Consider the following 12,485-nt stretch of genomic DNA (forward strand, 5'->3'; position numbering starts at 1 on the left):
TTAGAGTTTTTTCTTTTACGAAACTGGATGAAGATGATACAAAGCATTTAGGTAGCTCACCTTGAATGCCCCACTTTTCTTTAAAAAAGGAGTTTTTTTATGTTGAAAAAATGGCAGTTAAAAGATGTTATCTTACTTGCTTTCTTGTCTATCTTTTTTGGTGGCGTTTTTGTAGGATCTGGCTATCTGTTTGATATCCTCACTCTGATTTTAGCCCCTCTTGGTTTACAGGCCTTTGCCAATGAAATTCTCTTTGGTCTCTGGTGTATGGCTGCGCCTATTGCGGCCATCTTTGTTCCAAGAGTGGGAAGTGCAACGATTGGAGAAGTGCTAGCTGCGCTTGCTGAAGTCCTTTATGGTAGCCAATTCGGTCTAGGTGCCCTTTTGTCTGGATTGGTTCAAGGTTTGGGAAGTGAACTTGGTTTTATCGTAACCAAGAATCGCTATGAAAGTTGGCTCTCTCTAACTGCCAATAGTATTGGAATTACGCTTGTTAGCTTTGTCTATGAATACATTAAGTTAGGATATTACGCCTTCTCCCTTCCTTTTGTCCTTTCCTTGCTTGTGGTACGTTTTATTTCCGTCTTTTTCTTCTGTACTATCTTGGTTCGTGCCATTGTCAAACTTTATCATCAGTTTGCAGCTGGGGGCAAGGCATAGATGGGGCTGGAACTACGAGCGATTCAGTCCCCAATCTTCTCTGAGCCGCTTGATTTTACTTTTCATGCGCAAGCCTTTACCTTGTTAGTTGGAAGCAGTGGTTCAGGAAAATCGAGCCTCTTTCAAATGATTGCCCAAGTCAGTTCTCTTCCCTATAGCGGTCAAGTTTTGATAGATGGGAGTGAGGTCAGTCAGCTTTCTATCATCGAACGTGTCCAGACGGTTGGTATCCTCTTTCAAAATCCCAATCATCAATTTACCATGGAGAACTTGTTTGAGGAGCTGGTTTTTACCTTGGAAAATATTGGGTATCCCGTTCAGGAAATTGATTCAAAAATAGCAGATGTGGTTCGACAATGTCGCTGCGAGAAGATCTTGCACCGTCCCATCCATCACTTATCAGGTGGGGAAAAGCAAAAGGCTGCTTTGGCTGTTCTCTTTGCTATGAATCCTAGGGTCTATCTCTTGGATGAGCCCTTCGCTTCCATTGACCGCAAGAGTAGGGTAGAGATCTTAGAGATTCTAAAAGAGTTGGCCTCAAATGGGAAGACAGTTATTTTATGCGACCATGATTTAACGGACTATGAAGCCTATATCGATCATATGGTGGAGCTAAGAGATGGACAACTAAGGGAAGTGTTTCAAATCCCTTCCTCTGAGATGACACAGGTTGCTTCAAAGGAGGTTGCTTCTAGCCCAGAACTATTCCATATGGATAGAATGACTTGTGAGCTGGATAAGCGCCCCCTCTTTTCGATTGCTGATTTCACATTTTACCAAGGAATTTCCTGTATCTTGGGTGATAATGGTGTCGGGAAATCAACTCTCTTTCGCTCCATTCTTCAATTTCAAAAGTATAAGGGGCGCATTACATGGAAGGGGACAGTCCTGAAAAAGAAAAAGAGTTCGTACCGTTACCTGACGGGTGTTGTTCAGGAAGCTGAGAAACAGTTTATCCGAGCCAGTCTGCGAGAGGAACTTCAATTAGATGGACCTGATTCTGAAAGAAATCAACGAATTCTCCAAGCTTTACAATATTTTGATCTGGAGCAGGCGCTTGATAAGAGTCCCTATCAATTAAGTGGTGGTCAGCAAAAGATTCTTCAGCTCTTGACCATCTTGACCAGTAAGGCTTCTGTGATCTTGCTGGATGAACCTTTTGCAGGTTTGGATGATAGAGCTTGTAACTATTTTTGTCAGTGGATTGTGGAGGATAGAAATCACGGAAGAAGTTTTCTGATCATTAGCCATCGTTTAGATCCCTTGATCTCTGTGGTTGATTATTGGATTGAGATGACTAGTCAGGGTCTCAGTCATGTGAAAGAAGTGACAATTACCAAACCACTCACATCTCAGAGTAGCAATACTCAAGGGGAGGTGAGATAGTATGGTCAAAGTAGCAACCCAGACACCGATTATCAGTCTCTTCTTGCTAATTTTATCTCTGGAAACATCTTTCATTCCTTCGATTGCTCTGAATCTTTCGGTAGTCGTATTTTGCATTCTCTTTATGCTCTATTACCGGCGATTTAAAGTATTGGCTTGGATGATTCTACTTGCCATTCTGCCCTCTTTGGCCAACTACTGGGCAGTTCAGTTACATGGAGATGCTTCGCAGGCCGTCATGCTTGGAACGAGGGCTTTTGTGACCGTTTGTATTGGTCTTGTCTTTGTTTCCTCTATTTCCCTAAAAGAGCTTCTCTTGTACTTGGCTCAAAAGGGGTTATCACGCTCTTGGGCCTATGCCTTGATTGTGGTATTCAATTCCTTCCCCCTTATCCAGCAAGAAATCAAGTCCCTCAAGGAAGCTTGCTTATTACGCGGTCAAGAACTTCATTTTTGGTCTCCCTTGATTTACAGCAAGGTTCTGATGACAGTCTTTAGGTGGCGCCATCTTTACCTGAGAGCCCTGTCGGCGCATGGATATGACGAACATGCACAGGTGGAGAATCGCTATCGGATCTTTTATCTTTCTAAAAAAATAAAATTCATCTACCTGCTGTTCTTTTTATTGCTTCAAACCAGTCTATTTTTATAAAGGAGTTATTATGGAATTTACAGATATTGCGATGGAATTATCCAAGGAAGCTTGGCAGGCCTCCTTTCATCACCCCTTTATTTTACAGTTGCAAGAGGGGAATTTAGAACCTGCCATTTTCCGCTATTACTTGATTCAGGACGCCTACTATCTGAAGGCCTTCTCAGAAGCCTATCACCTTTTGGCTGAGAAGACTTCAAACCAAGAGATGAAAAGACTCTTGAAACAAAATGCCCAGAGTCTAGTGGAGGGTGAGTTATTTATCCGCCAACAATTTTTCAAGGAATTGGAAATCAGCGACCAGGAAATGGAGCAACATCCAATCGCTCCAACCTGCTATCATTATATCTCTCACATTTATCGGCAATTTGAAGAAGCAAATCTAGCTATCGCTTTTGCAAGTTTGCTGCCTTGTCCTTGGCTATACCATGATATAGGCAAATCACTTAATCTTAAACCATCACCAAATCCTCTCTACCAACAATGGATTGAAACTTATATTACGGATGAGTTGGAGCAGCAAATCAGAGAGGAAGAGGCTCTGGTCAATCAACTCTATCGAGAAAGTGACGAGACAGACAAGAAAAAAATGCTAGATGCCTTCCACATCAGTGTTCATATGGAAGCTAAGTTTTGGGAAATGGCCTACCAACACCAAACCTGGAAGAGCGATTTACAGTCTTTAGAAAAAGGAGAATAATAAACATGAGAAAGCACCAATTACAAGTTCACAAATTAACCATTTTATCCATGCTGATTGCCCTTGATGTAGTCCTTACGCCTATCTTTCGGATTGAGGGAATGGCACCGATGTCCAGTGTAGTCAATATTCTAGCAGGAATCATGATGGGACCTGTTTATGCCTTGGCTATGGCTACAGTGACAGCTTTTATCCGTATGACGACTCAAGGGATTCCGCCTTTAGCTCTCACAGGAGCGACTTTTGGAGCCCTTCTAGCAGGTCTCTTTTATAAGTACGGTCGAAAATTTCACTATTCTGCTTTAGGAGAGATTGTGGGAACAGGTATTATTGGCTCTATTGTTTCCTATCCTGTTATGGTACTCTTCACAGGATCGGCTGCCAAACTGAGCTGGTTTATCTACACTCCTCGATTTTTCGGAGCAACCTTAATCGGTACAGCGATTTCCTTTATTGCCTTTCGATTTTTAATCAAGCAGGAATTCTTTAAAAAAGTGCAGGGATATTTCTTTGATGAAAGGATAAACTGATGCAGGAATTGACAAATCCTTTTCCTCTGGGAACGACTTCCCTCATTCACTGCATTACCAATGAGATTTCTTGTGAAATGCTGGCAAATGGGATTTTGGCTCTGGGATGTAAACCAGTTATGGCAGATGATTCCCGTGAGGTTCTTGATTTTACTAAGCAAAGCCAGGCACTCTTCATCAATTTGGGGCATTTGTCAGCTGAGAAGGAAAAAGCAATCCGTATGGCAGCATCTTATGCAGATAAAGTTTGTCTCCCAATGGTAGTAGATGCTGTTGGCGTAACGGCTTCATCCATTCGTAAGAGCTTAGTCAGAGACCTTTTAGACTATAGACCTACGGTCCTTAAAGGAAATATGTCAGAAATTCGAAGTCTTGTTGGCTTAAAGCACCATGGCGTTGGGGTCGATGCAAGTGCTAAAGACCAAGAAACTGAGGATTTACTTCAAGTCTTGAAAGACTGGTGTCAGACCTATCCAGGTATGTCATTCTTAGTCACTGGCCCCAAGGACCTCATCGTTTCGAAGAATCAGGTTGCTGTATTGGAGAATGGCTGTGTAGAGTTAGACTGGATAACAGGGACAGGAGATTTGGTTGGAGTATTGGCAGCCGTTTTTCTCAGCCAAGGAATGACTGCCTTTGAAGCTTCTTGCCTAGCGGTTTCTTATCTCAATATCTCCGCTGAGAGAATAGTTGTTCAAGGAATGGGATTGGAAGAATTTCGTTACCAAGTACTCAATCAGCTTTCACTCCTCAAAAGAGATGAAAACTGGCTAGATGCTATCAAAGGAGATGTTTATGAATAGAGAAGCACTTAGACTATATCTGGTAACCAATCGCTACCAAGATTCCTTGCAAAGCTTTCTTGAAAAGATTGAGACGGCTTGCCGTTCAGGGGTTACCATAGTCCAATTGCGAGAAAAAAATCTCACAACCAATCAATATTATCAACTGGCAAAACAAGTCAAGGAAATAACAGATGCCTATCAGGTACCCTTGATAATCGATGATCGTTTGGATGTTTGTCTTGCGGTTGATGCTGCAGGTCTGCATATCGGAGACGATGAACTACCCGTTTCGGTTGCCCGCAAAGTCTTGGGTCCTGAAAAAATCCTCGGTGTCACCGCTAAAACGGTTAAAAGAGCTCTGGAAGCGGAGAAATCAGGTGCAGATTACTTGGGGACAGGAGCCATTTTCCCAACCACCACCAAGGAAAATGCACCTATCACCCTGATTTCTACCTTGAAAACAATTTGCCAAAGGGTCGCCATTCCAGTAGTTGCTATTGGAGGCTTGACGTCAGAGAATATTGAACAGCTTATTGACACTGGCATAGCTGGAGTAGCTGTAGTGCGTGATTTGATGCAGGCAGAAGATATAGAGGCAAAAGCGCAATCCTTTTTGACAAAGTTGGATGACATTATTTTCTAATTAATACTCAATGAAAATCAAAGAGCAAACTAGGAAGCTAGCTGCAGGTTGCTCAAAGCACAGCTTTGAGGTTGCAGATAAAGTTGACGTGGTTTGAAGAAGTATAAAAACTCTCTAATTCCCTTAAAGTGGGAACTAGAGAGTTTTTTTAATCTTTAAAGCTTGTATGGTTAACTGGGCCAGAACCATGACCGAGTTGAGGGGCGTCTTGGATGGCTTTCGTGATAAAGGTCTTGGCTTTATCGACTGCTTGATAGAGGGTTTTCCCCTTGGCTAGTTCAGCCGTAATCACTGCAGCAAAGGTACATCCAGTACCATGTGTATGACAGGTTTGAATTCGTGGGCTTTCCCAGACAAATTGGTCATCCTTGGTAAAGAGGAAATCCTTGGCACCGCCTTCGAGATGCCCACCTTTGATAACCACAGACTGAGGACCAAATTCTTTTAAAATCAGGCGACCGGCACGTTGCATGTCTTCGGAATCATGGATTGAAAAACCAACAATCTCTTCTGCCTCAGGAAGATTGGGTGTGATGATGGTTGCAAGTGGAAGCAGATTTGTTTTTAGGTAGGTTCTGGCACTGGTATCAATCAGGGTGTCTCCGCTCGTAGCGACCATAACAGGGTCAAGGACGTAGGGACAATCCAGCTTTTTAAGATAGGGCTGGATGATTTCCATAATTTCAGTAGTTGCCAACATTCCAGTTTTTACAGCCTGAGGCTTGATATCCGAAAAGACACTCTCCAATTGGGCTTTCAACATTTGAGGAGAAACGTGCTCGATTAATTGAACGCCTCTGGTATTTTGAGCGACAAGGCTGGTCACAACGGCCATTCCATAGACATCTCTAGCTTGGAACGACTTTAAATCAGCCATAATGCCAGCACCACCACTAGGGTCAGTCCCTGCAATGGTCAAAGCAACGGGTAAATAAGTCATCTAAAACCTCCCAACCAACTGAAGTTTGTATCTTAAGAAAAAGCTAGTCTGTTTTAGAAAGGCAATAGAAGACTGCTAGTCTCCATTATCATTTCCACTTCCATCAGCTAGCATTACCTAGATTGAGTCAAAGGGTCTAACAGTCGTTAATCTCAGCTTTACGCACCCCTAGTGGTTGTTTTCTTTTTTCTTTAGTATAGCATATTTTTATAGTTTATATAGTAAGATTTGACTGCAAATCCTGTATTATATGGTTAAAATTCAATTTTTCAAAGAAAAGATTAATTTTATAGTTGACAAATGTAGATTATAGGAGTATACTAATAACTGTAATTGACAAATGTAGATTTTGGAGGTGTAATGATGCAGATTTCAGATGCAGAATGGCAGGTCATGAAGATTATTTGGATGCAAGGAGAGCAGACTAGTACGGATTTGATCAGGGTTCTGGCGGAGCGGTTCGACTGGTCCAAGTCAACCATTCAAACTCTTTTGGCTCGCTTGGTTGAGAAAGAGTGTTTGACTCGGAAAAAAGAAGGCAAGTCTTTTGTCTATTCAGCCCTTTTAACTTTGGACCAAAGTCGCGATTTACTTGTCCAAGATATCAAGGACAAGGTTTGTTCTCGTGGGATTAAGAACTTGTTGGCTGATTTGATTGCTGAATGTGATTTTACTCAGGATGACTTGGAAGACTTGGAAGCTGTGATTTCTGAGAAGAAATCAAGCGCTGTAACAGAAGTAAGATGTAATTGTATGTAAAGGAGACGTCATGTTAAATAGTATTGTAACCATTATTTGTATTGCCCTTATCGCCTTTATTTTGTTTTGGTTTTTCAAAAAGCCTGAAAAATCTGAACAAAAGGCCCAGCAAAAAAACGGATACCAAGAAATTCGAGTGGAGGTCATGGGGGGCTATACGCCTGAGTTGATTATCCTCAAGAAATCAGTGCCAGCCCGCATTGTCTTTGACCGTAAGGACCCTTCACCCTGTCTGGACCAAATTGTTTTTCCAGATTTTGGAGTGCATGCGGACCTGCCTATGGGCGAAGAGTATGTAGTGGAAATCACACCTGAGCAGGCTGGAGAGTATGGTTTCTCTTGTGGCATGAATATGATGCACGGTAAGATGATTGTAGAATAGGAGAATGATATGACTGAAATTGTAAAAGCAAGTCTTGAAAATGGTGTTCAAAAAATCCGTATCACGGCAGACAAAGGCTACCATCCAGCCCACATTCAACTGCAAAAAGGAGTTCCTGCTGAGATCACCTTTCACCGTGTGACACCTTCAAACTGTTATAAGGAAATTCTGTTTGAAGAAGAAGGCATCTTAGAACCAATCGGCGTAGACGAAGAGAAAACAATTCGTTTTACCCCTCAAGAATTAGGTCAACATGAATTTTCTTGTGGTATGAAGATGCAAAAGGGGAGTTATACCGTAGTTGAGAAGACTCGAAAATCTCTATCACTTTTACAGCGTTTTTGGATTACTAGTATCTTTACTGTGCCTCTTGTGATTCTTATGATTGGGATGTCGACAGGAGGAATTAGTCACCAAGTCATGCGTTGGGGAACCTTTTTAGCCACAACACCGATTATGCTAGTAGCAGGTGGTCCTTATATCCAAAGTGCTTGGGCTAGTTTTAAAAAGCACAATGCTAACATGGATACCTTGGTTGCTCTGGGAACCCTAGTTGCCTATTTCTATAGCTTAGTTGCCCTCTTCGCTGGTCTCCCCGTTTACTTTGAAAGTGCTGCATTTATCTTCTTCTTCGTTCTTATGGGAGCCGTTTTTGAGGAGAAAATGCGGAAAAATACTTCCCAAGCTGTGGAGAAATTACTTGACTTGCAGGCTAAAACTGCAGAAGTCTTGCGTGAGGATAACTATGTTCAAGTCCCCTTGGAGCAAGTCAAGGTAGGTGACCTGATTCGAGTGCGTCCCGGTGAAAAGATTGCGGTTGATGGTGTCGTAGTAGAAGGTATCTCTAGTATTGATGAGTCTATGGTGACAGGTGAGAGTCTGCCTGTGGACAAGACAGTTGGAGATACCGTCATTGGTTCAACCATCAATAATAGTGGAACACTTGTTTTTAGAGCAGAAAAAGTTGGTTCAGAGACTGTTTTGGCTCAGATTGTGGATTTTGTGAAGAAAGCTCAGACAAGTCGTGCGCCGATTCAGGACTTGACAGATAAAATTTCAGGGATTTTTGTCCCAGCAGTTGTCATTTTAGGGATTGTGACCTTTTGGGTTTGGTTCGTCTTGCTCAGGGATAGTGTCGTCGTGCTTGGAGCGAGTTTTGTCTCTTCTCTTCTCTATGGGGTGGCTGTTTTGATTATCGCTTGTCCTTGTGCCTTGGGGCTCGCAACACCGACAGCCCTTATGGTAGGGACAGGACGCAGTGCCAAGATGGGAGTTCTCCTCAAAAATGGAATGGTTCTACAGGAAATCCAGAAAGTTCAAACTCTTGTCTTTGATAAGACTGGAACTTTGACGGAAGGGAAGCCTGTGGTAACAGATATCATCGGCGACGAAGTAGAAGTGCTTGGATTGGCAGCCTCCTTGGAAGAAGCTTCTCAACACCCACTGGCTGAAGCCGTTGTGAAACGAGCGAGTGAAGCTGGACTTGAGCTTCACACTGTTGAAAATTTTCAAGCCTTGCACGGAAAAGGTGTCTCAGGGCAAATCAATGGAAAACAAGTTCTGCTTGGAAATGCTAAAATGCTGGATGGTATGAACATTTCTAGCACTTATCAAGATAAACTAGAAGAACTAGAAAAAGAAGCTAAGACAGTTGTGTTTTTGGCTGTGGACAATGAAATCAAAGGCTTGCTTGCTTTGCAAGATATCCCTAAGGAAAATGCTAAGCTAGCCATCAGTCAGTTGAAAAAACGAGGCCTTAAAACAGTCATGCTGACAGGAGACAATGCAGGTGTGGCGCGTGCTATTGCGGATCAAATCGGAATCGAAGAGGTCATTGCGGGTGTCTTGCCAGAAGAAAAAGCCAACGAAATCCATAAACTACAAGCGGCTGGCAAAGTAGCCTTTGTTGGTGATGGCATCAATGACGCTCCTGCCCTTAGTGTAGCAGATGTGGGGATTGCTATGGGTGCTGGAACAGATATTGCCATCGAGTCAGCAGATTTGGTGTTGACAACCAATAATCTCTTAGGCGTGGTGCGTGCCTTCGACATGAGTAAGAAAACTTTTAATCGTATTCTGCTCAATCTTTTCTGGGCCTTTATTTACAATGTCGTCGGAATTCCGATAGCAGCAGGAGTCTTTTCAGGTGTTGGACTGGCCCTCAACCCAGAACTGGCAGGTCTAGCTATGGCCTTTAGTTCTGTATCTGTTCTGACCAGTTCCCTTCTGCTAAACTTTAGTAAAATAGACTAAAAGCGGGCTTGCTCGCTTTTTATTATAAAACAGAATCTAAAAACGTTTTCAAACTGTACTGTAATAGAGAATAGAAACTTCTGAGCAGATTCTTAGAAAAGTCGAACGAAATGTGATAAATTAGTAGAGTAAAAATTTGCTGAAACGTTTTCAAAAATTATATGAAACCTTTTTTAGTAGATTTAAAAATATTTGAAGGAGAGTTATCATTATGACTCAAGGGAAAATTACTGCATCTGCAGCAATGCTTAATGTATTGAAAACATGGGGCGTAGACACAATCTACGGTATCCCATCTGGAACACTCAGCTCATTGATGGACGCTTTGGCTGAAGACAAAGATATCCGTTTCTTGCAAGTTCGCCACGAAGAAACAGGTGCTCTTGCAGCGGTTATGCAAGCTAAATTCGGCGGCTCAATCGGGGTTGCAGTTGGTTCAGGTGGTCCAGGTGCGACTCACTTGATTAACGGTGTTTACGATGCAGCTATGGATAACACTCCATTCCTAGCGATCCTTGGATCACGTCCAGTTAACGAATTGAACATGGATGCTTTCCAAGAATTGAACCAAAACCCAATGTACAACGGTATCGCTGTATACAACAAACGTGTAGCTTACGCTGAGCAATTGCCAAAAGTTATTGACGAAGCTTGCCGTGCTGCAGTTTCTAAAAAAGGTCCAGCTGTTGTTGAAATCCCAGTAAACTTCGGTTTCCAAGAAATCGACGAAAACTCATACTACGGTTCAGGTTCATACGAACGTTCATTCATCGCTCCTGCTTTGAACGAAGTTGAAATCAACAAAGCTGTTGAAATCTTGAACAATGCTGAACGTCCAGTTATTTACGCTGGTTACGGTGGTGTTAAAGCTGGTGAAGTGATCACTGAATTGTCACGTAAAATCAAAGCACCAATCATCACAACTGGTAAAAACTTTGAAGCTTTCGAATGGAACTATGAAGGTTTGACAGGTTCTGCTTACCGTGTTGGTTGGAAACCAGCCAACGAAGTTGTCTTTGAAGCAGACACAGTTCTTTTCCTTGGTTCAAACTTCCCATTTGCTGAAGTTTACGAAGCATTCAAGAACACTGAAAAATTCATCCAAGTGGATATCGATCCTTACAAACTTGGTAAACGTCATGCCCTTGACGCTTCAATCCTTGGTGACGCAGGTCAAGCAGCTAAAGCTATCCTTGACAAAGTAAACCCAGTTGAATCAACTCCATGGTGGCGTGCAAACGTTAAGAACAACCAAAACTGGCGTGATTACATGAACAAACTCGAAGGAAAAACTGAGGGTGAATTGCAATTGTACCAAGTTTACAATGCAATCAACAAACATGCTGATCAAGACGCTATCTATTCAATCGACGTAGGTGACACTACTCAAACATCTACTCGTCACCTTCACATGACACCTAAGAACATGTGGCGTACATCTCCACTCTTTGCGACAATGGGTATTGCCCTTCCTGGTGGTATCGCTGCTAAGAAAGACAATCCAGATCGCCAAATATGGAACATCATGGGTGACGGTGCATTCAACATGTGCTACCCAGACGTTATTACAAACGTTCAATACGACCTTCCAGTTATCAACGTTGTCTTCTCAAATGATAAATATGCCTTCATCAAGGACAAATACGAAGACACAAACAAACACTTGTTTGGTTGTGACTTCACAAACGCTGACTACGCTAAAATTGCTGAAGCTCAAGGAGCTGTTGGATTTACAGTAAACCGTATCGAAGATATCGACGCAGTTGTTGCAGAAGCTGTTAAATTGAACAAAGAAGGTAAAACTGTTGTTATCGATGCTCGCATCACTCCACACCGTCCACTTCCAGTAGAAGTACTTGAATTGGATCCAAAACTTCACTCAGAAGAAGCAATCAAAGCCTTCAAGGAAAAATACGAAGCAGAAGAACTCGTACCATTCCGTCTCTTCTTGGAAGAAGAAGGATTGCAATCACGCGCAATTAAATAATTCCTTCGTGGAACTTAAAAAGATCGGAGCAATCCGGTCTTTTTATGGAGGATAGTAAATGAATTTAAATCAATTAGATATTATCGTTTCAGATGTTCCCCAAGTCTGTGCTGACTTGGAGCGTATTTTGGATAAAAAGTCCGATTATGTTGATGACAGTTTTGCTCAGTTTACGATTGGCAGTCATTGTCTGATGTTGTCCCAAAATCATTTGATTCCTTTGGAAGATTTTCAGTCAGGGATCATTCTTCATATCGAGGTTGAGGATTTAAATCAGAATTACCAACGTTTAAAAGAAATAGGTGTCGAGATTTTACACGATCCTTGTGAAACGGATTGGGGAACAGAGTCCTTATTAGTTAAAGGTCCTGCTGGTCTAGTGCTTGATTTTTATCGTATGAAATAAGGCGTTTAGTCATTTGAAGTTAACCTTAGCTATTTTTAAAACAGAAATTAAGAACATAAACTATAAAAAGATCGGAGCAATCCGGTCTTTTTAATATAAAGCAATTGCATATAAAAAATTGACAGCGTTTTCTTAAAATCTTATAATAAAAATATAACAGAAGAAAATAAAACTGATATGGAAAGGAGAAATATTTTTTAATAGCTGTAGTAAGTGAATTTTCTTATTTCATTAGGAGGAAAGAGATGCAAAAAAAGGATGTTTATCTAATCTGTGTGACCATGATTATCTGTTCAGTTATTATAGGACTGATTATAGGAAGTTTTATTTTGCATGGTCTTGAAGATATTGCAGCAATAATTAACCACGGCTTACTGACAATCAATCAGTCCATCCATTAAT

14 protein-coding genes and 1 riboswitch are annotated in these 12,485 nt (G+C 41.7%); of the genes, 13 read left to right on the plus strand and 1 reads right to left on the minus strand.

All coding sequences use genetic code 11. The features are described 5' to 3' along the window. Positions 1–99: 99 nt before the first annotated feature. The 7 genes from RWP09_RS02520 to thiE are packed head-to-tail and all read left to right on the plus strand — an operon-like array spanning position 100 to position 5,356. The gene (locus RWP09_RS02520; protein WP_000915275.1) at positions 100–660 is read left to right on the plus strand and encodes an ECF transporter S component; all 561 of its coding nucleotides are present in this window, start codon (positions 100–102) and stop codon (positions 658–660) included. Then, entirely contained in the window at positions 661–2,046 is a 1,386-nt protein-coding gene (locus tag RWP09_RS02525; RefSeq protein WP_314433657.1) for an ABC transporter ATP-binding protein, read from the plus strand. 1 nt (position 2,047) lies between these two features. Next, entirely contained in the window at positions 2,048–2,698 is a 651-nt protein-coding gene (locus RWP09_RS02530) for an energy-coupling factor transporter transmembrane component T (RefSeq protein ID WP_314433659.1), read from the plus strand. A 10-nt stretch (positions 2,699–2,708) separates the two neighbouring features. Continuing rightward, the gene (gene tenA / locus RWP09_RS02535) at positions 2,709–3,398 is read left to right on the plus strand and encodes a thiaminase II (protein ID WP_314433661.1); all 690 of its coding nucleotides are present in this window, start codon (positions 2,709–2,711) and stop codon (positions 3,396–3,398) included. Between the two features lie 5 nt (positions 3,399–3,403). Next, positions 3,404–3,928 carry an energy coupling factor transporter S component ThiW gene (gene thiW / locus RWP09_RS02540; RefSeq protein WP_314433663.1) on the plus strand — a complete coding sequence of 175 codons (525 nt, stop codon included), beginning with the start codon at positions 3,404–3,406 and terminating at the stop codon, positions 3,926–3,928. Continuing rightward, positions 3,928–4,731: a hydroxyethylthiazole kinase gene (locus RWP09_RS02545; protein ID WP_314433665.1), complete on the plus strand. Its 804-nt coding sequence runs from the start codon at positions 3,928–3,930 to the stop codon at positions 4,729–4,731. The genes thiW and RWP09_RS02545 overlap by 1 nt, the downstream gene beginning before the upstream one ends. Beyond that, positions 4,724–5,356: a thiamine phosphate synthase gene (thiE, locus tag RWP09_RS02550; protein WP_314433667.1), complete on the plus strand. Its 633-nt coding sequence runs from the start codon at positions 4,724–4,726 to the stop codon at positions 5,354–5,356. The genes RWP09_RS02545 and thiE overlap by 8 nt, the downstream gene beginning before the upstream one ends. A 148-nt stretch (positions 5,357–5,504) precedes the next feature. Here thiE and thiD read toward each other — a convergent pair whose 3' ends face one another. Next, positions 5,505–6,296 carry a bifunctional hydroxymethylpyrimidine kinase/phosphomethylpyrimidine kinase gene (thiD, locus tag RWP09_RS02555; protein ID WP_314433669.1) on the minus strand — a complete coding sequence of 264 codons (792 nt, stop codon included), beginning with the start codon at positions 6,294–6,296 and terminating at the stop codon, positions 5,505–5,507. Between the two features lie 82 nt (positions 6,297–6,378). Beyond that, positions 6,379–6,476, minus strand: a riboswitch (TPP riboswitch). A 183-nt stretch (positions 6,477–6,659) separates the two neighbouring features. On the opposite strand from thiD, the gene RWP09_RS02560 reads away from it, so the two are divergent. The 6 genes from RWP09_RS02560 (at position 6,660) to RWP09_RS02585 (ending at position 12,484) form a co-directional block, all read left to right on the plus strand. Then, on the plus strand, positions 6,660–7,055 hold the full coding sequence (locus tag RWP09_RS02560; RefSeq protein WP_314433965.1) for a CopY/TcrY family copper transport repressor: 396 nt from the start codon (positions 6,660–6,662) through the stop codon (positions 7,053–7,055). 10 nt (positions 7,056–7,065) lie between these two features. Further along, complete coding sequence (locus RWP09_RS02565) at positions 7,066–7,437, plus strand: cupredoxin domain-containing protein (RefSeq protein ID WP_314433671.1); 372 nt, start codon at positions 7,066–7,068, stop codon at positions 7,435–7,437. A 9-nt stretch (positions 7,438–7,446) separates the two neighbouring features. Further along, the gene (locus RWP09_RS02570) at positions 7,447–9,690 is read left to right on the plus strand and encodes a heavy metal translocating P-type ATPase (RefSeq protein ID WP_314433673.1); all 2,244 of its coding nucleotides are present in this window, start codon (positions 7,447–7,449) and stop codon (positions 9,688–9,690) included. 211 nt (positions 9,691–9,901) lie between these two features. After that, entirely contained in the window at positions 9,902–11,677 is a 1,776-nt protein-coding gene (gene spxB / locus RWP09_RS02575) for a pyruvate oxidase (protein WP_000191822.1), read from the plus strand. 58 nt (positions 11,678–11,735) lie between these two features. Beyond that, positions 11,736–12,083 (plus strand): VOC family protein, encoded by a 348-nt coding sequence (locus tag RWP09_RS02580; RefSeq protein ID WP_314433675.1) that lies wholly within the window; start codon positions 11,736–11,738, stop codon positions 12,081–12,083. A gap of 245 nt (positions 12,084–12,328) precedes the next feature. Further along, on the plus strand, positions 12,329–12,484 hold the full coding sequence (locus tag RWP09_RS02585) for a hypothetical protein (protein ID WP_170175878.1): 156 nt from the start codon (positions 12,329–12,331) through the stop codon (positions 12,482–12,484). Position 12,485: the final 1 nt, after the last annotated feature.

Origin of the sequence: uncultured Streptococcus sp., assembly GCF_963521255.1 — a bacterium.
In the GTDB taxonomy this organism is placed as follows: Bacteria; Bacillota; Bacilli; order Lactobacillales; family Streptococcaceae; genus Streptococcus.